Source organism: Aquirhabdus sp. (assembly GCF_046462495.1).
Lineage (GTDB): Bacteria > Pseudomonadota > Gammaproteobacteria > Pseudomonadales > Moraxellaceae > Aquirhabdus.
In genome coordinates, this window is the sequence record NZ_JBKGVE010000009.1 from 1 (window position 1) to 24,787 (window position 24,787).

At 46.0% G+C, this 24,787-nt stretch carries 21 protein-coding genes; 9 read left to right on the forward strand and 12 right to left on the reverse strand.

Annotation, left to right across the window (positions count from 1 at the left end; all coding sequences use genetic code 11):
- Positions 1-69: 69 nt before the first annotated feature.
- Positions 70-282, forward strand: coding sequence for a cold-shock protein (locus tag ACLHG7_RS10770; protein ID WP_114898679.1), 213 nt, complete (start codon positions 70-72; stop codon positions 280-282).
- 281 nt (positions 283-563) lie between these two features.
- Complete coding sequence (gene rhlB, locus ACLHG7_RS10775) at positions 564-1,712, forward strand: ATP-dependent RNA helicase RhlB (RefSeq protein WP_410211029.1); 1,149 nt, start codon at positions 564-566, stop codon at positions 1,710-1,712.
- Positions 1,713-1,775: 63 nt separating this feature from the next.
- Here rhlB and ACLHG7_RS10780 read toward each other — a convergent pair whose 3' ends face one another.
- From ACLHG7_RS10780 to ACLHG7_RS10790, 3 genes are all read right to left on the reverse strand, one after another.
- On the reverse strand, positions 1,776-2,261 hold the full coding sequence (locus tag ACLHG7_RS10780) for a winged helix-turn-helix transcriptional regulator (RefSeq protein ID WP_410211030.1): 486 nt from the start codon (positions 2,259-2,261) through the stop codon (positions 1,776-1,778).
- A 304-nt stretch (positions 2,262-2,565) separates the two neighbouring features.
- Positions 2,566-4,167 (reverse strand): rhodanese-related sulfurtransferase, encoded by a 1,602-nt coding sequence (locus ACLHG7_RS10785; protein WP_410211031.1) that lies wholly within the window; start codon positions 4,165-4,167, stop codon positions 2,566-2,568.
- A complete protein-coding gene (locus ACLHG7_RS10790; protein WP_410211032.1) occupies positions 4,164-4,772 on the reverse strand; it encodes a cysteine dioxygenase in 609 nt (202 codons plus the stop codon). The genes ACLHG7_RS10785 and ACLHG7_RS10790 overlap by 4 nt, the downstream gene beginning before the upstream one ends.
- 108 nt (positions 4,773-4,880) lie before the next feature.
- Between ACLHG7_RS10790 and ACLHG7_RS10795 the strand changes: the two genes are divergently transcribed.
- From ACLHG7_RS10795 to ACLHG7_RS10825, 7 genes are all read left to right on the forward strand, one after another.
- Positions 4,881-5,804, forward strand: a complete 924-nt coding sequence (locus ACLHG7_RS10795; RefSeq protein WP_410211033.1) for a LysR family transcriptional regulator — start codon at positions 4,881-4,883, stop codon at positions 5,802-5,804.
- Positions 5,805-6,150: 346 nt separating this feature from the next.
- Positions 6,151-7,029, forward strand: a complete 879-nt coding sequence (locus tag ACLHG7_RS10800) for an ABC transporter permease (RefSeq protein WP_410211034.1) — start codon at positions 6,151-6,153, stop codon at positions 7,027-7,029.
- A gap of 6 nt (positions 7,030-7,035) precedes the next feature.
- Positions 7,036-7,803 carry an ABC transporter ATP-binding protein gene (locus ACLHG7_RS10805; protein WP_410211035.1) on the forward strand — a complete coding sequence of 256 codons (768 nt, stop codon included), beginning with the start codon at positions 7,036-7,038 and terminating at the stop codon, positions 7,801-7,803.
- Between the two features lie 5 nt (positions 7,804-7,808).
- Complete coding sequence (locus tag ACLHG7_RS10810) at positions 7,809-9,026, forward strand: acyl-CoA dehydrogenase family protein (RefSeq protein ID WP_410211036.1); 1,218 nt, start codon at positions 7,809-7,811, stop codon at positions 9,024-9,026.
- Entirely contained in the window at positions 9,023-9,982 is a 960-nt protein-coding gene (locus ACLHG7_RS10815; RefSeq protein ID WP_410211037.1) for an NAD(P)-dependent oxidoreductase, read from the forward strand. Before ACLHG7_RS10810 ends, ACLHG7_RS10815 begins: the two co-directional genes overlap by 4 nt.
- A gap of 2 nt (positions 9,983-9,984) precedes the next feature.
- Positions 9,985-10,833: a class II aldolase/adducin family protein gene (locus ACLHG7_RS10820; RefSeq protein WP_410211038.1), complete on the forward strand. Its 849-nt coding sequence runs from the start codon at positions 9,985-9,987 to the stop codon at positions 10,831-10,833.
- Positions 10,834-10,867: 34 nt separating this feature from the next.
- A complete protein-coding gene (locus tag ACLHG7_RS10825; RefSeq protein WP_410211039.1) occupies positions 10,868-11,839 on the forward strand; it encodes an ABC transporter substrate-binding protein in 972 nt (323 codons plus the stop codon).
- On the opposite strand, the gene ACLHG7_RS10830 is transcribed toward ACLHG7_RS10825, so the two are convergent.
- The 9 genes from ACLHG7_RS10830 to ACLHG7_RS10870 all read right to left on the reverse strand — a co-directional run bounded on the left by ACLHG7_RS10830 (position 11,836) and on the right by ACLHG7_RS10870 (position 24,713).
- On the reverse strand, positions 11,836-13,179 hold the full coding sequence (locus ACLHG7_RS10830; protein WP_410211040.1) for an LLM class flavin-dependent oxidoreductase: 1,344 nt from the start codon (positions 13,177-13,179) through the stop codon (positions 11,836-11,838). The genes ACLHG7_RS10825 and ACLHG7_RS10830 overlap by 4 nt on opposite strands.
- 111 nt (positions 13,180-13,290) lie before the next feature.
- Positions 13,291-14,832 (reverse strand): DHA2 family efflux MFS transporter permease subunit, encoded by a 1,542-nt coding sequence (locus ACLHG7_RS10835; RefSeq protein WP_410211041.1) that lies wholly within the window; start codon positions 14,830-14,832, stop codon positions 13,291-13,293.
- Positions 14,833-14,841: 9 nt separating this feature from the next.
- On the reverse strand, positions 14,842-15,588 hold the full coding sequence (locus tag ACLHG7_RS10840; protein WP_410211042.1) for a tRNA-dependent cyclodipeptide synthase: 747 nt from the start codon (positions 15,586-15,588) through the stop codon (positions 14,842-14,844).
- Positions 15,589-15,600: 12 nt separating this feature from the next.
- Positions 15,601-16,380: a 2OG-Fe(II) oxygenase gene (locus ACLHG7_RS10845; protein WP_410211043.1), complete on the reverse strand. Its 780-nt coding sequence runs from the start codon at positions 16,378-16,380 to the stop codon at positions 15,601-15,603.
- A gap of 11 nt (positions 16,381-16,391) precedes the next feature.
- Positions 16,392-17,399, reverse strand: a complete 1,008-nt coding sequence (locus ACLHG7_RS10850; protein ID WP_410211044.1) for an ABC transporter substrate-binding protein — start codon at positions 17,397-17,399, stop codon at positions 16,392-16,394.
- Between the two features lie 18 nt (positions 17,400-17,417).
- Complete coding sequence (locus ACLHG7_RS10855) at positions 17,418-19,928, reverse strand: TonB-dependent receptor plug domain-containing protein (protein WP_410211045.1); 2,511 nt, start codon at positions 19,926-19,928, stop codon at positions 17,418-17,420.
- A gap of 10 nt (positions 19,929-19,938) precedes the next feature.
- Positions 19,939-22,467 (reverse strand): TonB-dependent receptor plug domain-containing protein, encoded by a 2,529-nt coding sequence (locus tag ACLHG7_RS10860; protein ID WP_410211046.1) that lies wholly within the window; start codon positions 22,465-22,467, stop codon positions 19,939-19,941.
- An 11-nt stretch (positions 22,468-22,478) separates the two neighbouring features.
- Positions 22,479-22,994: a RidA family protein gene (locus ACLHG7_RS10865; RefSeq protein ID WP_410211047.1), complete on the reverse strand. Its 516-nt coding sequence runs from the start codon at positions 22,992-22,994 to the stop codon at positions 22,479-22,481.
- Between the two features lie 135 nt (positions 22,995-23,129).
- Positions 23,130-24,713, reverse strand: coding sequence for a flavin monoamine oxidase family protein (locus ACLHG7_RS10870; RefSeq protein WP_410211048.1), 1,584 nt, complete (start codon positions 24,711-24,713; stop codon positions 23,130-23,132).
- Between the last annotated feature and the right edge of the window lie 74 nt (positions 24,714-24,787).

A 24,787-nucleotide genomic window follows, 5' to 3' on the forward strand; every position in this document is an offset into this window, starting at 1 on the left:
TTCGTGTTTTCTTTGCTGTATTCAACACCGGACAAGCTTTTCTAGTTGTCTCGATAGAGGATTGCAAACATGACGACACGTGAACAAGGCGTAGTAAAGTGGTTTAACGATACCAAAGGTTTTGGTTTCATTCAACGCAATGGCGGCGACGATGTATTCGTACATTTCCGCGCTATTCAAGGCGACGGCCACCGCACTCTGCGTGACGGCCAACGTGTTGAGTTCACAGTTGTGAAAGGCCAAAAGGGCTTTCAAGCTGAAGAAGTTCGCGCAGTTGACTAATTGATGATTGGTAGTTGAGTCCTATAAGGTTTTACTACCAACATTAACTATCGCTTCTAAATCGGCATTGCCCTAGGGCAGTGTCGATTTGGGCGTTTCAATGAACCGAAGTTTGGCTTGCCATGCTTCGGTTTTTTGTTTTGTGGCATTTGAAATTGATGTAAATTTGATTTTAGCGATATTATTTTTAAATCTATAAAGTGATATGAGCGTAAAATTGTGCGCAACAATAACTTAAATTTATTGCGTATTTAACGTGGTGTATTGGAGTATCAAATATAATGAGTTCGAGTTTCGACTCAGTCGCGTTACACCCTGAATTACAGCAGGGAATTGCTGATCTTGGTTTTACCCAGATGACACCGATACAGCAACAAGTTTTACACTTTACTCTGGCGGGACATGATGCCATTGGTCGAGCACAGACCGGTACAGGTAAAACTGCTGCATTTTTAATTAGTATTATTAATGATTTATTAGAAAACCCTGTAGCTGATGAGCGCTTTCGCGGTGAACCGCGCGCACTAATTTTAGCGCCAACACGGGAACTTGCATTACAAATCGAAAGTGATGCAATTGCACTGCTCAAACATACTAAACTCAGTGTCGTTACCCTTCTTGGCGGGGTTGATTATGACAAGCAACGTAAAGCGCTTGATAAGCGATTCGTCGATATCATCGTGGCCACACCGGGCCGTTTGATTGACTTTTTAGAACAAAAAGAAATATGGCTTGATCGCCTTGAGTTTTTGGTGATTGATGAAGCGGATCGTTTATTGGATATGGGATTCATTCCCTCAGTAAAACGGATTGTTCGTTTGGCTCCCCCTAAAGCAGATCGTCAAACGCTGATGTTTTCTGCGACTTTTAGTTATGACGTTTTGAACTTGGCTCAGCAGTGGCTATTTGAGCCTGTCACAGTAGAAATTGAACCTGAACAGAAAACAAGTGATCGCGTTAAACAGCGTGTATTTATTGTCGGTCGTCGTGATAAAGAGCGATTGCTTAAAGAACTACTTGAGTCTGAAACGATTGATAAAGTGATGGTTTTTGCAAATCGTCGCGATCAGGTGCGTAAGCTCTTTGATCGATTAAAGGCGCAAGGTTATAAAGTCGGTATGCTGTCTGGTGAAATTCCACAAGATAAACGTATCAAAATGCTGGATCAATTTAAGTCTGGTAAAACACAGATTATGATTGCTACGGATGTCGCAGGACGGGGTATTCATGTCGATGGTGTCAGCCATGTGATTAACTATACCTTGCCAGAGCAGGCTGATGATTACGTGCATCGTATTGGTCGTACTGGGCGTGCTGGTGCTTTAGGGGTCAGTATAAGTTTTGCTTGCGAAGATGATTCTTTTTTACTGGCTGATCTTGAGAAAGCCATTGGGCAAAAGCTTCCATTAGAGCGCCCCGAAGGTTACTAATACTCTCCTAGGACTAAATAAAAAAGGCTGATTAATTAATCAGCCTTTTTTATTGCGGTCACATTATGCAGACTTAATGGGATCTCCATCTGCATAACCCGGGAATCCAGGCCCAATCATGGGCGTCACATTTTTTGCGTGAACGGGTTCACCGCATTCTGAACATACCATCGTTGGGGTAAATTTATAGCCACATTGCTGATGAAAATATTCTATAGGAGCACCTTTACCCTGATCCATCCATTTATCACCCCAAGTTGTTAGGGCGAGTATGATGGGATAAAGATCCATTCCTTTCTTGGTTAAACGATATTCGTAGCGTGGAGGCTTTTCTAGATAAGGGACTTTTTTCAGGATATCGGATTCTACAAGTCTATTCAGGCGGTCCGCTAAAACATGACGTGTCATCCCCAATATTGATTGGAAGTCGTCAAAGCGACGTATACCGATGAATGCATTACGAACGATCATCATCGTCCACCGATCACCGATCACCGACAAGGCGCGAGCAACCGAGCATGGCATTTCGCCAACATCTTGCCATTTCATAAACGCACTCCTGTCTGATTTGTCATATTTTAGTCGAATAATCCCATTCTGACCAGTTCTCATATTCGCGAATAATAAGAGTCATATTTTTCTGATTGCTCAGATAAGTTTTTTTGCAATAATCGTAGACTGATTAAGGTTTGCACGAATTTTATTCACTATGATGTATAGTATAGCTGGTCTTTATTACATTAGTTCTTTTTTGGAACTTAAAGTTTGATAATTTATTAAAGATATTTGTAGGAGATAACGATGATGAGACTTTGTCCCATCATTGTTAAAATTTACTCATGCTATCTATAGATTATAAAACAAAAAAACCATCCGTCCCGTCACGTTTTAATTGTTCGACCAGACCATATTCCCACTCTAGATAGCCTTGCATAGCTTCAATTGGATTGTCAGTGCCTTCGTAAGGACGGCGATAACGATCGATTCGTGGAGAGGCGAGAAGTGTTTCGCCGGATTCTAGCGGTAAGCCTGCAGCAGCCCATGCTTGAGTTCCACCTGTAAGTAGATAGACAGGTTTATCGGTTAACGCTTGTAGTTCTGATACAGCTAGTCGAGCTAACAATCCACTTCCGCAGGTCAACACATAGCGCTCTGCTGGCGGAAGTATTTTCAAAATTTGGGGCAGATCACCCCTTAGAGTGAACCATGCGCTTGGAATATGTTGTTTCACATAATTAGCACTGGAGGTGAAATCCAGGACGATTGTCGAAAGACTGGTTGTGGTCGTGTCGTGTAACAGCCATTCGTGTAATGTTGCCGGACTGATTTCTTGAGTTGAATTTTGCAATGGGAGAGGTGCTTTCCATGGACCAGATTCAGTGAAATGATCTACTGTAATATTCTCAATGATATAGGTATCCCATCCCATTTGCTTTAGCCATGACGCACTCATATTTGCCCGTACACCCTCATCATCAATAAGGACTATTCTAGCTCCTCGTACGGAAGCATAGTGATCTGTCTCTTGCACAAGTTGCCCTCCCGCAACATGGCGAGCGTTGGGTAAGTGGGCATGTTCATATTCTTCGGTTGTGCGGACATCGAATACATAGGTTGTTCGTGTAGTATCGTCTTGCCATTGATCCAATGTCTGTAATGAGATTTTGCCAACACCAGCTTGACTTGCAATGTGATTGGCTTGTTGGCTTGCTTCATGTTTCGTCGTGTCTTTGACCTGACTAAAGGTGCGATTCTGTTGGTGTTGTAATGATAAGCCTGCCAAGGTCCAGCCAATCGTACCATTCTGAAGTGCTGCTACCGGATTTGGAATCCCAGCATTGACCAAGGATTGGGTGCCAATAATACTCCGAGTGCGCCCAGCGCAATTCACGATAATCTGGGTATGAGGATTCGGTGCTAATTCACGTGCACGCAAGACGAGTTCGGCACCAGGAACACTGATGCTACCTGGAATATTCATGGTCTGGTATTCATCGAAACGTCTAGCATCTAGGACCACAATATCGGCTTGTTGATCGATCAGCGTTTTGACTTGGTGCGCGGTCAGGAAGGGTGTATGGCGGACACTTTCAACGAGTTCCCCGAATGATTTACTCGGGACATTGACGTCTTCAAATAACTCACCGCCAGCTCTATGCCAGCCTGCTAGACCACCGTCTAATAATGCAACATCTCTATAACCCAGCCGAATCAGACGCTCAACTGCAATCTCTGCTCTTCCTTCGCCATCATCATAAACAGTAATGGGCGTGCTGAGCCGTGGAACACGTGCATAAATCTCTAATTCTAAGCGTGATAAGGAGATATTCACTGCGAATAGCGGGTGATTTTTGGCAAAGGGAGCCTCTTCACGCACATCTACTAAAGCGAGTTCTTCTTTATTGAGCAGAGCGTGGCGTATATCATTGAATTGACGTGTTTTAATTTGGCTCATGATGTGGCAGGCTCCTTGGACAAATCCCAAATATTGGGTAATACGGTGTTTGAATATCCTGATATAAATGCTTTTTCTGTTCCATCCGACAGATAAGTCGCACGTTTGACGGCTCCGATATTGGCACCATACACATGAATGCTGATCGAGGTTTGATCACTATAGGCATTGCTGACTTGGTGAATATCTTGCGTGTTCGGCGAAACCGTCTCGACTTGTCCAACCTGCAAGCGATGTAAGGGTCCTTTAGGAATTAACGATTGATCCTGTGATCTTTGATAATGTTGAGAGAGCTCAGAGCCGCGGAGCATGCCAATGAGCCCCCATGTTCGATGATCGTGAATTGGAGTTTTCTGTCCTGCGCCCCAGACAAAACTAACGATTGAAAAACGTTGCGCTGAATCAATATGTAATAAATATTGTTGATAGCGTTCAGGATGCGGCTGAGCAAATGCAGCGGGAAGCCAATCGTCATGTTCTACAAGCTGCCTGAGAAGCTGACTACCTTGTTCTAGTACAATAGATTCTGCAGACTCTTTAGTTAAAAGTTCAGCAAAGTCAGTGATAAACTGGCGTAACCGGTAATTGAGAGCAGGGTTAGACATTGAAATTTGCTCCTATAGTTCGATGAAAAAGTTGGTTGACTGTCGTAGTGCGCTAACGATAATATTTGTTATATGCATTTTTCAACCAACCTATTATGATTATTTCTCATGAAGATAGATGATATTGAGGCATTCGTTGCCGTGATCCGCTGCCAATCCATCAGTCTTGCTGCTGAATCCTTGCAATTGACCCAACCTGCAATTACACGGCGTGTACAGAATTTTGAAGAGGGATTGGGTGTTGAGTTGCTGGATCGAAATACCAAACCGCTGAAACCGACATCCATGGGCTTACGTGTTTATGAGAAGTGTCGAGCCGTATTACGTGAGATTGATACTTTGCGTGATTTAGTGACTCAACATGCTTTGCCCAGTGGAGCACTACGACTTGGTGTACCGCAAACGATCGGTGATGCTGTACTGTTGGATGCTTTGAGTGAGCTTCGTCAGCGTTATCCTGATCTGCAAGCTAAAGTCGCGACAGGCTGGGGGAGTAACCTACTCTCAAAAGTCGAACATGGTGAGCTAGACGCCGCCGCAGTATTATTTCCTGCAGGTAAGGTCTTTCCCGACGGTGTGGTTGGAGAGTCCTTGGGTCGAATGAATTTGGTTGTCGTTGCAGCAAAGGGCGAATGGCCAAAGCGTTCTTATCGTTTGACAGATTGTTATGAGCGTGGCTGGGTACTTAATCCAGATGGATGCGGTTTTAGAGCGGGTCTACAGCGTGCTCTGATTGCAGAAGGACTCAGTCTACAAATTAATATGGAAACTTTTGGCACTGAATTACAGTTAGGTTTGGTGGCCAATGGTCAAGGGCTAGGTCTAGTCCCTCAGCCGCTGCTTGAGGGCAGTCGCTATCGCAATCAACTTGAAATTGTGCCTATGTCTGATTTTAAGCCGATCATTGATTTATGGTTAATTCATCCCCGATTTACAGGAAATTTATACGCACCAATCAGCACCTTTGGCCAATTAGTCGTTGACCGTTTAGGGGAGCGATTGATTCGGACCACTGCAGCTGTAGCCGTTTAACGCTTTTTGATTTCCATAGCCTCCTTTTGGGAGGTTTTTTTATGACTGAGATAATTGCATTTGTCTGAACAAAAAAAAATCATTTGTTTTGTAAGAATATTTAAGGAAAAAGCCTAGTTTCAATCTTCATCCATTGTCTTCATAGTTTTTGTTTTAATATAAATAAAATTAATAGTAAAAATATTTAAATGAATCATTAATGTTAATTTTGCATATTAACATAGCATAAATACGAATTTAGTTTGAGCCAAATCAGCCGTTACTATGCATATAGTCCAATAAGGTGAGCTATTTTCTATGTCTGCCCATTGGTCTTTAATTGTTTTGATTTGGAGCAACGTACGGCATGAGTCAGCCTAAGACCACAGATATACATTATCCCTCAGCTATACAGTCCTTGCCATTAAACAAGCCACTGAAAAAACAGCGCCCATTTAAATTAAGTGTGTGGCTTGCCAAGCAGTCATGGGTAGATGGTTTGCTACGCTTGATTAGTCCGCTTGTTTTGCTGGTGCTGTGGGAAGGTGCTTCACGGATTGGTTGGCTCCCCACACAGATCATTGCCGCACCAAGCTCTATTGGCGAGACACTTTGGAAAATGATTACGGATGGTTCCCTTGCAGGTCATCTATGGATTTCACTCCAGCGGGCAATGTTGGGATTAAGCATTGGTGTATCGATAGGAACTATCTTGGCACTTGTCGCTGGGTTATCCCGTCGTGGTGAACTTGTCGTTGATTCTCCGATGCAGATGCTCAGAACACTCCCTTTCTTGGCGGTTGTACCTCTTTTTATTTTATGGTTTGGCGTAGGCGAGACACCCAAGATTGCATTGATTGCCCTAGGGACAACTTTTCCCATTTATTTGTCTTTATTCTCAGGGGTTCGCAATTTGGACTATAAATTAATCGAAGCCGCTAAAACGCTGGAGCTCAATCGACGTGAAACAATTTGGCATGTCATTTTGCCTGGAGCCTTGCCGTCTTTTTTTGTTGGGTTGCGTTATTCCTTTGGTATTAGTTGGCTCGGACTTGTTGTGGTAGAGCAGATCAATGCGACCTCGGGAATTGGCTATCTCGTCAATGATGCGCGTGACTTTATGCGTACCGATGTGATCGTGATTTGTTTATTGGTGTACAGCGTTCTGGGTTTGACCATTGATGCGTTGGTCCGCTGGCTTGAGCGACGTGCTTTGGTATGGCGTACCACTTTTGTAGGAAATTAACTCTCGATGACTACTTTACATATTGATCAGAACAAGCCAGTAGCCGTGCAACTGAAAGACGTGAGTCGTTACTTTGGGGCTAATACCGTTATTGATGGATTGAATTTGAACATTGCTGCAGGCGAGTTTGTTGCTTTGCTTGGCCGAAGTGGGTCGGGTAAAACGACATTACTTCGAACACTGGCAGGTTTGGACCAAGTTGATGAGGGCACGTTAAAAATTCCTCAAGCACGTGCGGCAGTCTTTCAGGAACCAAGGCTCATGCCATGGAAGCGAGCATGGCGGAATGTAGCTTTAGGGGTACGTCATCCTGATGCGATAGAGAGAGCCCATGCTGCGCTGGCTGAAGTTGGTTTAACTCATCGAGCCGATGCATGGCCCAGTACATTATCCGGTGGAGAGGCGCAGCGCGTTGCATTAGCCCGAGCCTTGGTTCGTGAGCCTGAGTTATTACTGCTTGATGAACCGTTCGCTGCTTTAGATGCATTAACCCGAATTCGTATGCATCAATTGATCATCCAGTTATGGCAGACCCATGCACCTGCAGTGTTACTTGTAACGCATGACGTGGATGAGGCTATTTTGCTTGCTGATCGAGTCCTCGTCTTGGCTGATGGTCGTATTGCTGAAGAGTTGGTTATCAATTTACCGCGTGCCAGAGATGTAGCCACCCCAGAGTTCCAGCAGCTCCGCCGTAAATTACTATCACGATTGGGTGTAGAACTACCGCCAATCAATACAGAAATACAAGAAAAATTGCCTCTAGGAGCATAATTGGTATGACATATCTGACTGATATTAAAGAAAATAACTCAGAACCACTTATTCCCGAGCCTGTAAGTTATTTAGATTCCAGTGAGTTTGCCGCCTTGCTTGGTCAATTGACGAAAGATTTTGCAGAGACTGCGGCTGAGTTTGATCGAGATAGCGAATTTCCACATGCCAACTTCACACGGCTACATCAGCATGGCCTCCTTGCACTAACTGTACCGACTGAGTTGGGGGGCTATGGTGCGACGCTGTCCCAAACACGGCGGGTGGTCAGTGCTGTTGCCAAAGGTGAACCATCCACCGCTTTGGTTTTGGTCATGCAATATTTACAACATTCTCGCTTACAGCAGAATCAAGCATGGCCCCTATCTTTGCGTGAACAAGTGGCCTTAGATGCGGTGAAAAACGGTGCGTTAACCAATGCACTTCGCGTTGAGCCAGAGCTAGGGACTCCTGCTCGTGGTGGCTTGCCTAAAACCGTCGCAAAACGTCACGCAGATGGCTGGCTAATTAATGGTCATAAGATCTATTCAACGGGGATAGCAGGGCTCACTTGGTTAACCGTTTGGGCTCATTCTGATGAAGCCGAGCCTAAAGTCGGTTCGTGGCTTGTGCGCCGTGATACGCCTGGAATCAAGGTAGTCGAGACTTGGGATCACTTAGGCATGCGCGCAACCAGTAGCCATGATGTAATTTTTGAAGATGTCTTTGTCCCAGAGCAATATGCCGTTGATGTTCGTCCTGTTGGTTATGATCGTACTTCAGAGCTGGATACCAAAGGTGTGCTATGGCTGAGTGTTCTGTTGTCTTCCATTTATGATGCTGTAGCGCAAGCAGCTAGGGATTGGCTTGTCCAGTGGCTGCATGGGCGTGTACCTGCAAATTTAGGCGCTTCTTTGGCAACATTGCCGCGTTTCCAAGAAATTGTTGGTCGTATTGATGCTTTATTATTAAATAATAAGGTGTTGCTTGATTCAGCAGCAGTAGGTCAAGTTCCTCTTGAGTCAGCAGCTCAAATCAAATACATCGTTACAAGTAACGCAATTAAGGCGGTCGAAGAAGCCATCGCCGCGACTGGAAATCCCGGGTTATCACGTCATCATGCGTTAGAGAGACATTATCGAGATGTTCTTTGTAGCCGGATCCATACCCCACAAAATGATGCGATTTTATTGGCTGCTGGACGTGCAGCACTGAGTGGAAAATCCCGCGGTGCAACGGTATGAGTGAGCTAGCTGGAATCAAGATTGCCAGTCAATTAGACATTGAGTTTTCCGAACTCTTGTTGAATACGTTGAGTGCTTCTGAAACTCAAAGTAATGTCTTGATAGAGACTATTGCAAGGGGGTTATATAGCCAAGATATTAATGCAGAAATACTTCTTGCAGCACCTTCTACGTGGGCACTTGAACCGCCGCAAGGTTGGCCATTTGATTTAAAGTGGATTCATTTGATTTCATCAGGAATAGATGCTTATCCCCGTTGGCTATTCGATGGGCCAGTCGTCACCTCTTCGCGCGGCACGACTGCTATCGCACTTGCAGAATTTGCCCTTGCATTGATTTTTGCCGCGGCGAAGAACATTCCGGAGATTTGGATCCATGAGCCAACTCAGTGGCAGCGTCAACCTTTGCAAACTCTCGCGGGTCAAACATTAGGTATTTTTGGCTATGGTGCGATCGGTCAACAGCTTGCAAAAAATGCAGTGGCATTAGGTATGAAAGTTCTTGTTGTGCGAAAGACCAATCAGCCGATTGACATGGCAGATGTACGGGTCGTTCCAGATATCAAGGCACTCTTTGCGGAATCCGATCATGTCGTCTTGGCTGCGCCGGCGACTCCTGATACACAACATATTATCGATCAAGAAGTGCTCGCTGCGGCCAAGCCCAATCTGCATTTAGTAAATATCGCCCGTGGTTCATTAATTGATCAAGACGCGCTGCTGAAATCACTGAATGAGGGAAACATTGCACGAGCGAGTTTAGATGTTGTAACCCCTGAGCCGTTGCCGAAAGGTCATCCGTTATACACTCATCCTCGCGTTTTTTTATCTCCGCACACATCCGCCACGGTGGAGGGTATTTATCAGCGCGTTGCGCAGCAATTTGCTGAGAATTTTCATAAATTTAAATTAGATCAACCATTAGACAATGTCGTTGATATTACACGAGGATATTAATGATGGGTTCAGTTATCTCGACTTTATCAACCAATGCATCATCACCGAGTCGCGTACAGCCGCAGGCTTATGGTTTGGCCCGTGATGGTGATCATGTCATCCGTTGGGAGCATCCACCGCAACAAGCCAGTGTTGAATTAGAGCGATTGTATCGCAAGCAGCGTTTAGCCGCTTCTTTTCGCCTATTTGCACGTTATAGTTTTGATATGGGTGGTGCAGGCCATATCACGGTACGCGATCCTGAACTAAAAGACTACTTTTGGGTAAACCCTGTAGGGGTGCATTTTTCTCAAATCAGGGTCTCCGATCTATTGTTGGTCAACGACCAAGGAAAAATTGTCGAAGGTCAGGGTTTGCTGAATCAAGCAGCCTTTACGATTCACGCCGCGCTTCACGCTGCGCGCCCAGATGTGATTGCGGCAGCACATGCACACTCTCTATATGGCAAAGCATGGTCTAGTCTTGGTCGTTTACTGGATCCACTCACGCAAGATGCCTGTGCCTTTTATGAGAATCATGCATTGTTTAACGACTATACCGGGGTTGTCTTAGATATCAATGAAGGGCAACGCATTGCACAAACATTGGGTTCACACAAGGCATTGATTCTACAAAATCATGGCTTACTCACTGTTGGGCGCACCGTTGAAGCAGCAGTTTGGCGTTTTATCGCCCTCGATAATGCGGCACATACCCAACTGCTTGCAGAAGCAGCAGGCAGGCCGATTCCTATTCCTGCAGAGGTTGCCAAACTGACTGCACGTCAGGTGGGTACAGAATTCGGCGGTTGGTTTAGCTTCCAACCCCTTTGGGATCGTGTAGTGGCTGAAGAACCAGATTTTTTATTGTAATTGAGCATAATTTTATTGATGGATAGATAACGAAATGAATCGACGTGAAGTTTTAGGTGGATTTACAGCTTTGAGTCTATTGGGTTTAGCTGGTTGCTCCAAATCATCAGAGTCCAAGACAAAATCAGATTGGGACAATCTCACTTTAAATGTCGCGACCTATAAAGGCGCTGCGCGTGATTACATGGCAGAGGCGGGCGTAAAACCACCTCCTTATACGGTGAAATATGCAGAACTTGGGGGTGGTAACCTTACCTATGAAGCCATAGCTAGTGGTACAGTCGATGTCGGTCCTATGAGTGAGATTCCACCGATTTTTGGTATTGAACGTCATATGCCTGTGAAAATCATTGGTGTACTACGCGGGGATGTTAATAATCAGGCGATTATTGTGCCTGAGCATTCGACTATTCGCTCCATTGAGGATTTGAAGGGCAAGCGTGTAGGCTATGTACGTTCAACGACTTCGCATTATTTGCTGCTGAAGGTCTTGAAAGAAAAAGGCCTAAGTTTTGATGACATTATCCCTGTGGCATTAACGCCACAAGATGGTTCGGCTGCATTTCAAAGCGGTAAGCTTGATGCTTGGTCAAGCATTGGTTACTACATTCAGCTTGCCCAGCAAAAGTCTAATGCCCGAATTTTGAAAACAGGGCTTGGTTATTTATCCGGTAATTTTGTGATAGCCGCTAACGCCAAGTCGATTGCTGATCCGCGTAAACATGCCGCAATTACCGATTATATTCTGCGCGAGTATCAGGTTTGGAATTGGATTCAAAAGCACCCTGAAGAGTGGGCGACAAAGACTGAGCAGCTTATGGGGGTACCCAAGGCATTATTCCTTGAGCAATTCAAGCATCAAAGTCAGCCACGAGTCCTTGTTCCCGTTGATGATGCAGCCATCCAATCTCAGCAGGAGGTCGCCGATGTCTTCTTTCAGGCAGGCTTATTAAAACAACATGTCGATGTAAGTGGTATCTGGGATCGAAGTTTTAAATGGGGTTAGTTAATTAGCCCCCATTTATTTTCAACCCGCTTTAATCCTAAGTGATCTCGCAGTGTTTTCCCTTCATAAGCCGTTCTTAATAGCCCTCGCCGCTGAAGTTCAGGAACTACCAAATTTACAAAGTCATCTGCCGCGGTGGGTAGATGGGTGAACATAATATTGAAGCCATCCGCACCATAATTTTGAAACCAGTGCTCAAAGTCATCTGCAATATCACTCGCCGTACCAACGAGAGTCCGATGGCCACCAGAAGCAAGTTTACGTAAGAGCTCTCGAACCGTGGGGCGATCACGCTGGATCAAGTCGATCACCAGTTGCTGACGACTCTGATGGCCTTGTGTGAGTGGCGGATTTTTGGGGAGGGGGACCTTGGCATCTAAAGGCAAACTCGTCAAATCTACACCCAAATCCAAGAAATCAATGATGCTGCTAAAGACCATGACGGGATCAAGCAGTGCTTGTAACTCTTCATATTTTTCTTCGGCTTCCGCTCGACTATGCCCAACAACCGTCGCTACACCAGGCAGAATCAAGACATCATCAGCGGAACGTCCCAGTGTTATCGCTTGGTCTTTTAACTTCCGATAAAACGCTTGTGCGGCGGGCAGGGTTTGTTGGGCGGTAAAGATCAATTCTCCTGCACGTGCCGCTAACGCGAGTCCTTCACCTGAGGAGCCAGCCTGAGCAATAACAGGCCAGCCTTGGGGAGGGCGCGGAGTATTCAGTGGCCCACGGACAGAGAAGTGTACGCCTTGATGTTGAGCTAAATGAAGTTTAGCTGGATCAACCCACTGACCAGAAACAGGGTCTCTTAAAAATGCATTGTCATCCCAGCTATCCCAGAGTTTGGTTACCACATCGAAAAACTCTTCCGCACGTGCATAGCGCTCCTGATGGGGCAGATGATCAGTGCGATTAAAGTTTTCACCACCGCCTAAGGACGTAACCAGATTCCATCCTGTACGACCACTGCTGAGTTGATCAAGCGAAGCAAATCGTCTGGCGACATTAAAGGGCTCGTTATAGCTCGTATTTACCGTTGCCACTAATCCAATATGGGTCGTTACCATGGCTAGAGCAGTCAATAGCGTCATGGGATCCCATCGTGATGTATGGGTATTTCTGGAAAATCCCTTCGCGTCCAGATCTCCTAGTTCAAAATTATCATTCAGAAATAACACATCGAAACAGCCGCGTTCTAAGGTTTGTGCATAGTTGACGTAACGCTGGATATTAAAAGCGGCATCACGATCTGCACTGGGATGCCGCCAACCCGCAAAGTGGCTGCCCGCACCGGATAAAAAACCACCTAGTCGGATGTGACTCTGTCGCTGGCTCATGAGATTTCCTTAATCGAGTTTTATGCCCAAAAGTACTCAAGCACACGTGAAACTGTGTTATTAAAAAACCTCCCCATTGAAGATGGGAAGGCTGGTATTTCATAAAGATATTTACTTCGTCGTTGACCCAGCAGACTGAGTCACATGAACAGTTTTTGGTTGCCGTAAAGCAAATGTTACGATCGCAAGAGAGACTAATGTTGTTGCGACCAAGAACAACATCACCGTTTGATAGCCATGTATAAAAGACGTTTCCACCCATTGTTGAAGAGTATCTTGTGCAATGCTCAGATGGCTGGAGAAAAGCTGAACTGCCTGTTCAGGGTTGGAAATAGCATCCTGTAGCCACGGCGTTTGTGCTGATGTGTTACTGAGTCCTGCAAACTCTCCTGCTGCAAAATAGCGATAAATTCCCACACCCACCGCGATTCCAATACCGCCACCGATATTGTGCAAAGTCATGACCGAACCGATAGCCAGTGAACTGGCATCCGCGGGTACTGAACTCATGGCTTGTACAGTAGATGGTCCTAATATGGCCGCCCATGCGATACCCATCAGGACAAATGCAGTCAGAATAATAAAGATGCTGGTGTTGGTGGAGAAGGTCGCCTGAATAGCTGCCGAGATAACAAATAATGATAACCCCGCTTTGAGCAGCGGCGCTGGACCATGGCGATCCACTAATCGACCAACGACTGGAGACAGTAGCGCAACACCGAGCGTGGTGGGGAGTAACAGCCAGCCAATCGCCGCAGCATTCTCATGACGTACGACAGAAAGATAGAGCGGCATGACAAAGAAAGCTACACAGTAAAAGACGGCAAGGCCGGCACTGGCAGTTGCACTGGCCACAAACGCGCGATTTGCAAATAAACGAAGATCCACAATCGGTGAAGAGACACGGAGTTCTACAACGATAAAAGCGAGCAATGTAATAATAGATAGACTTAAGACACCCAGAATTGCAGGGGATGTCCACCCCCAAGTAGACCCTTGCACGATCACCAGAATCAAACTCGGTAAGCCGATGAGGAGTAGTGCACTACCCAGCCAATCTAAGCGGCCTACAGTTTCGGCACGTGACTCGCTTACACTAATGCGCATGAGTCCCAAGCTTAAGAGAACAAAGGGAATATTAACTAAGAATATCCACTGCCAACCAAAAGTATTGGTAATGAGCCCACCCGCAACTGGACCGATGGCAAGCCCGATACCATTCACACCGAACAGAATTCCAAAGGCTCGACCCTGTTCTTCAGGTGCAAAGGTATTCGCAACAATGGCACCTGATGCGGTATAGAGTACAGAGCAGGCGAGTCCCTGAATGATCCGCGCAATGATCAGTTCATTGACTCCTCCAGCAAGACCCGCCCACAGTGATGCTGCACCAAAGCCAATTAAACCTAAATAAAGCACCTTACGCCTGCCAAATAAGTCCGCAAGGCGTCCAAATAAGACCGCTGTACTGGATAGCGCCAGTATAAAGCCATTGATGACCCACTGAAGGTCACGCACAGATACGCCGAAATGCTGCTGTAGGGCAGGAAGGGCTGTATTGACTACCGTAAAGTCCACACACCCTAAAAAACTAGCAATACTGACCGCTGCGAGTGCGAGCCATCGACGGCTAGCGAGAGTTGATGTCGTCATAAGTAGTTCCTAAATGGCAATAGCAAAACGCGGTAAACGCGATACGAAGGTGCGATGAATGAAAGGGATGGGGTTGCCGCGTTTTTTAAATTTGATGGGTAGCCAACGTGCACGATCGGGTAAAAAAGGCTCGACAAAATGCACACGACTTGCAGCCATGGCATCAGTCATTTTTTGTGGGTAGATGATGTAGTCATAGCCTTGCTCGGCCCATAGCGGCATGATGACGGGGATTTCTTCGAAGATGTATTCACGACAGTTGGCTGCGGCGGCTTCAAAGTCTGCATCGGGGTCACGTAGTTTTAAGCGATCAATAAAGACGTTGATGGTGGACTCTACGGCACTGCGAAAGTCTGCGGACTGCTCAAAGGTATGTTCTATTTTTTTGCGCCATTCGCTGTAACTTTCAGAAGAGAGCTCATCCGTCCAACGTTTGATCTCGACATTCATTTTTAATGCAGATAATGCCGGCTGATTACGCTTAATCCATGCTTCGCCAGCTTGAATAGAGCGCGTGAGCGCTTCTGCAGTGTTATTCGCATTGATATTGTGGCGCTGTAAGGTGTCAGCAACTACGACCTTGCAGTGTGAGAATCCTGATTCATTGAGTAAGTGAATAGCCGAATAGAAATGCTGGTCTTCGTGATAATCCTGACCGACACTGATGGCAAGTACACAGCGTTTGCCAGTAAAATCGTGCTCTTCACCGCCTTTGTTAAAGTAAGCTTTTAAATTGATCTCATAAATTGTAGTCATGACTTTTCTCCTTTAGCTCCAATAAGCCAGTGGTTGGTTTTCGCCGAAATATCCGACAAAGGCACTCAATGCAACACGTACACTATCGCTTGAGGGGCGTACTGCATGGATCAGGCGAGGGTTAAGTAGTATTAAATCTCCCGGTTGAGGTTTGATTGAGGTTGCGGGCGGGGGCAGCGTTTCTCGATCAAGGCCGTATTTGCGGTCTCCCTGAAGTTGTAGATATTCTTCTTCAGAGGGCTCGATATCCCACATTTCAAGCTCCCCGCCGTGTTCGGGAATTTCAAGATAAATATTCACAGAAAGCTGCTTAAGTAGCTCGGATTGATCATGTGAAGGCGTATTCCGCTCTAACTTATCGGTATGAGGAATGAGATCCATGCCTGCGCGTTGAAAACGACAAATCCCGACAAAGCATTTTTTGCCATTAACCTGAAGGAGTTTTGCACCTGTAGGCCAAACTTCATCCAGCAATAAACGCAGTTGGTCTATTGGAGAGGCATAAGGCTTAAATGAGTTGCGAATTAAGCGGATATTATCCAGAGCGACTTCGTGATAGTGCGCACGGTCAGTTTCATTCTTGATTTCAATCAGTCCCTTACCAATACGGACATAGGGGGTTGATGCATCAAGCATTGTTTGAGACTGATGCTGATAGAGCACATCCTTGGCATGTTCAACGGTTTCAATTGGACAAAAATTCTTGATATGAATTCCAAAAGATTGCCCATTGACAACATTTAAAATGTGCTCATGGTTGAGCTCCGACAGCGATGACAGCGATTGAAACATGCTGATAACTCCTATTGTGATTGTTCACTTTGTGTATGATTAAAACTGGGATCAAAAATGGTTTTTGAGACAATGCTCTGAGGAAGTAATCCTTCTTTCACATAAAGATTAATGCTGGTCTGCATGTCATCAATCACACCTTGATCGATAGGAATGACATGCGGTTGACCATGGCGGTTAGATAGATAGTGCACTTGAATGGGAAGACCCGTTGCTTTGGCTTGAAGCTTTGCAAATTCTTCCTGATGCTGATTGACCCACTGGTAAGCATGGGTTACGCGTTGAGTAAAATCAGATAATTGCGCACGTTTAGTATCAATGGCTTGCTGATTGGCTGTGAGCATGATGTTGCCAGCAAAGAGTTTTTCCCCACTGGCAATGACTCGAACGTTGCCTTCAAGCTCAGCCATGCTGGTATAGGGATCCCAAGTGGACCATGCATCAGCCCCACCATTGGCCAGTAAAGTCCGCGCTTCGCCGGGTTGCAGGAAAATAAACTCTGCATCATGGCCGCTATGACCCAGTTGATCGAGCACCGCCAGGGCAAGGTAGTGACCGACTGAGCCTTTCGTGGTGGTAATGCGTTTGCCAATGAGGTCTTCAGGATTTTGCAGTGGTGAGTTTTTATTGACCACGATGGCTACTGCAGTTGGTGTGACTCGAGTACGGACGACTGAAATAACCTTCAGTGGTGCATGGCCTGCAAGTGCAAATGCCAATGAGGCATCGCCAAGTACCCCGATATCGACAGCATGGCTGCTTAAGGCCTGTGCTGTTTGTCCCGCAGAGGGGAATGACGCAAATTCAATGGGGTAAGGCAAATTTTTAAGTTCGCCAGATGCTTCTAACAAGATTTTTAGGGAGTTTTTTTGACTGCCGACATGCAGTCCAATTGCTTTTTGTTTGTGATTGATGCTGGTGAATAGGTAGACAATCACCAAGATCAACACGATGACCAACCCAAGAATGAAATATCTTGAGATTTTTGGCTGTTTTGATTGAGGCTTGATGATCGTCATATTGTTTTCGAACCTTTTTTAAAACTTCAGTGACAAACGGCTGTAATAGAATCCACCAGCAAAGCCATAAGGTGAGAACATGCCGTATTGATAAGTGCCAGCCCATGCCTTGATACCGACTTCACTCGGATAGATGTTGAATACGTTGTTGGCACCAATTGCGAAGGTCGCTTTTTCAGAGAGTTTATAGGCGACATCGAGATCCGTAATCCATTTCGGGGCATAGGTACGGTCATCCACTGCGTTCACAGCGCCCTCGGTATATTTGCCATAGCGTGAAAACGCTAAGTTCACCGCCCAATCTCCAATGCTGTAGTTACCCGATACAATAAGTTTGTTTTTTGGTGTTGCTTTGGTCAGATCAAGTTGCTGCTGACGATCAAACAAACTGTACCCACTGCCCAGACTTGCAAGCGCTGCAGGTGTTTTTTTGAGATCAAGGATTTCAGTTGTATTTTGATTAAACGCGAGGCTCCATTTGACCTGACCGTATTCGTCAAGCGGTTGGAGGTATTCCGCAACGACGTCAATGCCTTTGGTTCGAGTGTTGACTGCATTGGTGTAGTACTGTCCAGCCAGATTGGGCTGCAATCCATTAGCTTGTAGAATCTTGGATACGGCCGCGCCTTTTAAGATGCTTGTTTGCACGATGCGATCATCAATATCAATTTGATATAGATCAGCAGTCAGTTTGAGACGCTTAATAGGTTCAGCCGTTAAGCCTAAGCTATAGTTCACTGAGGTTTCAGGTTTAAGCGGTGTTGCGCCGAGAGCTTTTGCTTCCGGTGAGTCAACACGTAAAAGCTTAGTCAAATTACGAACCTGATTACCATTAACCACACTGGTAATCGTACTGGTACTGGAAAATGCAGTTTCGGCGAGTGAGGGGGCATGGAAACCATTGCTAATAGCACCACGAACCGCCCAGCCATCGATAAACTCATATCGCGTACTCAGCTTGCCACTGGTTGTGCTACCCACATCACCATCATAGTGTTCATAACGGCCTGCTACCCCTAGATCCCAGCGTGAGGTTAGCGGTAGGTTTAAATCCAGATAAGTCGCGAGAACATTACGATCTGCTGTACTGGCATCGGCAGGAGTAATACCCGACACAGAAATCAGACCCGGCTGTGGTTGTTGTCCTTTAAATGGGCCCGATGGTACAACCCAAGTGCCCTGGTTATAGGAGAGCGGTTCTCCGGCAGTAATTTCAAATTGTTCCCAGCGGTGTTCAAAACCAAAAGAGGCTTGAATAGGCTTTTGCAAGCCTATGTTGATTGCGCGGGTAAAATCAAGATTGTTGGTCCATTGACTAAAAAACTGTTCACCCAGTGAAAATTGACTCGGACCATTTAGCCCTTGAGATAAATTAGCATTATTGGAGGATTCTAGTTTGTCCTGATCACGACCATAGGTCGTACTGGCATCCCAATTCCACCCCAGAGTTTTCCCTTTGAGCCCGACCGCGCTTTGATAGTCTATTTCGGTTAATAAGCGTCTGGCTTGTGGTCCATCTGGAAACGGGCTCCCAGCGACTCCAGATAGTGCAGTTAAGTCAGTCGGTAAGCGATGCGCTAAATCTTTAAAAGCCTCTCGATAACTTAACGTTGAAAAGGAGTAGAAAGTTTTATCGTCTATGGGCAGCTCAAGGTTATACGCTGTACTAAAAGTACGATCACCCCCTAAGCCATATTCTTTGCCCCAGCCTGAGCGATTGGCTTCACGAGGATCAGGTTGGCCATTAGGGAGTTTGAAATAGAGTTGACCTGTCGCATCTTCCGCTCTAGTCCATGCTTGTTGGGTACGGGCATTTAAAGAAAAGTGTGCAAATCCTCCGTCTGATCCTAATTTAATGCCGCCATCAATTCCTTCAGATGCCGTTGCACCATCGCCTTTATAATATTGCCCAAGGGATGATTCGCTATTAATACCACTATCGTCTTTTTTTAAGATAATGTTAATGACACCCGCAATAGCATCTGAACCATATTGTGCGGCAGCACCATCTCGTAGAACTTCAATGCGAGCAATGGCCGATAGTGGAATTAAATCGAGATCGACAGGGACGGAAGCTGCACCGACACGTGCTAAGTTGTTAAGCAAAGCCGTGTTGTGCCTGCGTTTACCATTGACTAAAACCAATACTTGGTCGCCGCTGAGACCACGCATGCTGGGACCACGTACCAGATACGATGATCCGCCGCCATTAATTGTAGGAACGTTGAATGAAGGCAGAACCGCGCCAAGCGCTTCTTTGAGACTACTCTTACCCGTTTGCAGCAATTGCTTATTGGAGATGACATCAATAGGAACGGTACTTTTAGTGACCGTACGTGGCGTCCCGCCACGAACACCTGTGACCACGACATTGGTAATTGCATCAGAACTATCCGATGGTTCTATCTTGCTTTGTATTGCTGACGACTCGTTTTGTGGAGTTGTAATGCCTTCATCAGCATAGGCTGTCCCCGTCATTAAACAAAGAATACTGACCGCAAGTAGCGTTGGATTTGTTTTAATATTCATTGTTACCCCCTTAAAACTTATAACTTAAGCGGCCGTAGTAAAAGCCACCATTGAAGCCAAATGGCGAATAGAGACCGTACTGCCCAAAGCCTGAAGCTGAGACAAAGCCATTTTTGTCAGGGAAAATATTGAAGATGTTTTTGGCCCCCAGTGCGAGTGTGAGTTTGGGGTTAAAGCGATAGCTACCTTCGAGATCACTGATCCACTTCGCGCCAAAGGTACTGTCTTTCTTCGGATCGGCGGGGTCGTAGACGAAGGTATATTTGTCATAGCGTGTCAAACGCAGCAGAAAAGACCAGTCTTGATAGGCCCAGTCCGCGCTTAAAATGAGTTTGCTGGCTGGAATCGCTGTTGTTAGTAGATTACGGGCCTGACGATCAATCAACTGATAGCCACCCCCTAAATTGGAGAGTATGGCTGGGTTATCTTTGACATTGGTGATCTCGGTTTTGCCGTAGTTATAGGCTGCGGTCCAATTCACACTTCCCCAAGTACCAATATCTTGTTTATAGTCGGTGACGAGATCGATACCGCGGGTTTGCGTATCAACCGCATTGGTAAAATACTGACCTCCATCAGCTGCAAGTACGCCTTGTTTTTCAAGAATCTGACGGACTTCCGCACCGCGCAGTGTGCCGCTCAGCGAAATGCGATCTTTAATATCAATTTGGAATGCATCTAAGCTGATATTGAGTTTTCGAATGGGATTCCATGTCAGACCCAGACTATAGTTGTTGGAATGTTCCGGTTTAAGGGGTGTGGCGCCCAGTGCTTTTGCGGCAGCTGAATTGACTGGAAGTACGCCATAGTTATAAGACTGATAGACGCCGTTGATAAACGTAAATGCAGTAGAGCGTGTGGTGTAGATTTCATTGGCCAGTTGCGGGGCTCTAAAACCATTGCTCAAAGTGCCACGCAGTGCAAAGCTGGGTGTAAATTCATAGCGTGTGCTGAGTTTGCCACTGACGGTTGAACCGACATTGCGCGTGTATTCCTCAGCACGGCCTGCAAGATTAATGCTCCATGCCGACGTGGGTTGCAGGCCAAGTTCAAGATAGCCCGCATAGTTGTTGCGGCTAATTTTGGCAGCATCGGTAGGCGTAATCCCGGCAGTTACTTGCGATCCTGCATCAGGTTTTTGTCCTGCTAGCGGACTTCCTTTTGGGAAGATATATCCGCCATCGGCATAAGAGGCATATTCTCCCGCAACAGTTTCATAGCTGTCATAGCGATGCTCAAGTCCTATGGATAAAGAGGTGGGTTTTGCAAGTCCCCAATCCAATGCACGTGAAAGATCGAAGTTGTTGACCCATTGCCGAGAGACCCAACCACCTGCATCAAACTCATTTTGCGTTGCAGGACCAAATGAGGCGTTTTGATTATCGCGTGTGGATTGATCTGCATGACTTTCGCCCAACGTGCTGCTGAGATCCCAGTTCCAGTTCGCCCATTGACCTTTAAGTCCGATCGCAGTTTGAAAATCACGTTCTTCAATTCGCCACACTGGGGAGTAGCCATCTGGGTAGCCATGAGGACCCTCAGTAATCGTATTACGACCATTGGGGACACGGTAGTTCATGGTCAATTCGCCTTGGCGAAAGCCCAGCGTTGAAAATGAATACAGGTTTAATTGATCATTAATTGGTAAATTAAAGTTATAGGCGAGATTAGTCGACTTGATTTGCGGTAGGCCATAACCTAAATAGGTCACTTGATGCGTTTTGGGTTCGCGGGGATCTGGACTGCCATTAGCTGATGGAAAGTAAAGGTTTTTATAAGTATTAGGGCTGGCTTGGTTAGTGTTGTCTTGATAACGTGTCTCCAAGGCCAGTTGTAAAATACCGCCTTGACCGACTTCAAAGCCGTAGTTAATGGCTTGTTGAACTGTATCGCGCTGACCATCAAAATCTTGCCCGACCGTTGTTGTTGCCGTACCGCCAGTCTTTTGTTTGAGGATGATGTTAATGACGCCTGCAATGGCATCCGAACCATACTGTGCGGCAGCACCATCGCGCAGAATTTCAACCCGCTCAATGAGTGATGTTGGGATAAAGTCGAGATCTGCAGGAGCGGTTCCACTGTTTAAACCTGTGATGCCAAGTACAGCACTGGTGTGGCGGCGTTTACCGTTGACCAATACCAAGATTTGACCTGCGCTGAGACCCCGTAGAGTCGGTGTACGAACAATGGCTTCTTTATCGCCTCCAGAAAGATCGGGTAAGTTGAATGAAGGGACATAGTTGGCTATCGCTTCAAGTAGCCCAACTTTACCAACGGCTTCTAATTGCTTGCCTGTGATGACATCAATGGGAGAAAGGCTTTTAGTGACTGTGCGCTGCGTCGTGCCTCTATTTCCCGTCACAATGACTGCGTCAACGGGGGATGCTGAATCACTGCTATTTTGTGCACTCTCTAGATTTGTTGAATCCGCATAAGCCTGATGACTTAATCCTGCGATCAAGAGGGTGAGTAACGACACACGGAAAGTTGGTTGAGTAGAGAGTGTATTTGATTTTATTGATTGAGAAGTTAATGTCATGATCAGTCGACCTATTTCACTGCTGAAGGCGCGCGTGCAGCGACGGCTTCGATTTCAATCAAGGCGTGTGGCAGTACTAGACTGGCAACACCGACCGTAGTCCGAGTGGGTACGTTCGGTTGATCTTTAGTGGCAAAGAATTGGGTATAGGATTTTTGCAATCCTGCAAAGTCGAGTTTGTTTCCTTTATCGGGATCTGCCACCAAGAAAATGCGTAGCTGAACAACATCACCAAAGCCCAGCCCTTGACGCTTAAGCGCTGCATCTAGTTTTTTTAGGACGGCTTCAGTTTGCGATGCAGTATCTCCACTGGCATGCAGTTCTTCGGCCGGTGCACCAGCATTCGCAGGATCTGGCAATAGCCCACTGAAATAAGTGAGCTCAGTACCAACCCCAAGTGTGACGGATTGCAAAATTGGGAAGCTAGAGTGTGGCAATGGTGTGCGCTGGATCGTGTCCGCATGGGATTGGCTATTAAGGAGTGCCAAACCAAACAGACTACTGCTAAAAATTAGTTTAATGCTCATTGAAAAAATACCCCGTTGGTTAAATCGTGGTTGTGAACCCACAACCGAAAAGAAAACTTAAAAATGTCTAAAATCAGTGACACATTTGATTTCTGAATATGTGGTTAGACATGAATTTATGAAAAGTCGGTGATGTCAAGCTGCAGCTCCTTGAGTCACTGAAGCTGTTTGGTTTACTTGCTGTAAAATCACATGGGCAACTCGACGAGCTGATGCGGCGGCGGATTCTTGCCATATCCCAATGCCGCTATGGGCTAGGCTGTCACTACTTAGATGAACCCGACCTTGCGGTTGATTGAGAAGGTCGTAGGCAGGTTGTTTTACTTCATGAGAGGACCATGGCCCAAGACTGTAGGGAATTCTGCTCCATGAGATGGCGACAGGATTTTTGAGTAATTGACTACGATTGGGGTGTAGTAATTCCACGGCTTGTTTAGATAAAGCAATTTGTTCAAGATGGCTTTTTTCGCCAAAGCGACGCGCAACTTCGCCATTGTTATAGGCACCGATCAGCACGCCTTCAGGCTGCTGGAATCCACCGCTGGGATACCAAAAGCTATAGGCATCGTGATTAAGAAATGACAATCCACCATAAATTTGTAGATCAGTCTCCCAGAAGCGTGGCGATTGCCACGCGACTTTATTGGCAAAGCCAAATTCTGTCGCCGCTATAGCATCTTTGACTGGCTGGCTGAAGTTGGTCTGTAGTCTTGCGAGTAATGGCAATGGTAGCGTGACTACAACGTAATCAGCCGTGAGCGTAGATGTTTGACCTGTTAAACGGTCTTTTACGACCACAGATGCTGATGTTTCTTGACTTTCGATAGCCTGAACTTCGCTATTGAGGCGTACCCGTTGACCTAGTCGTTTATGGAATGCTTTGGGAATTTGATCCATGCCACCGACTGGTTGAAACATGGTCGGTGAGAACTCTGGATATTCGTCAATGACTAAGGCAGTCCATAGCGCCGGATTCAACAATGATTTAAGCGGCAGTGGGGCACGTTTCACAGGGAGCTGATCACCAGCCCCAGGAAGTACTTTATAGCCAGAGCGTGCAGATCCTTCATAGGTTTGCTTGTCTGAAAGATCTCCCCAGATTTTTAAAAAGTCTTGCAGACCTTTACGATCCGCTTTGGACAGTGTTTGAGGAATTGAATCGTTTTTAACAGATTGGGTGAGCAACTCAGCAATATAGCCTCTTGCGTCATTCACTGCTTGACGCAATTGAAATGGAGGTTCAGCGAGATCAGGTCTGACCAAAGCATTGCGGCTCGTGTTAACGACAACTTCAAGTTCTACACCCAGTTCTCGGCAATAACTCAGCATGATTTGATGGTGACTTGGAATACGCGCTGGCCCAGCGTTGAAATAAAAGCCCGAATCAAACTGCACCGTTTGGGTTGTTCCATCCGTGTATTCGACTTTATCACCCCGTCTTAATGTCCAATTACGCCCTCCAACACGATTACGTGCTTCAACCACAGTGACATCGAATCCAGCACGCTGTAACTCGTAGGCTGAGACCAGTCCACCAATCCCTGCGCCGACTACGATGACCTTCTTATCTAAAGCTTGTGTTACTGCTTGGGGAAAGGATGGTGTGGGTGAGTCAGCAATGGTGCCTGCTGATGCGGAAGCAGTGGCACGTGTACTAAGGAATGGGTAGCTTCCTAAAGTAGATAATCCAATCAGGAGTTCACGTCTGTTTAAAGCCATAGCATCACCATCGTTATGATCAAAATTGCAAATTTGTGTACTAAACGAGTCACAAATTGCCTGTTAGATCTGAT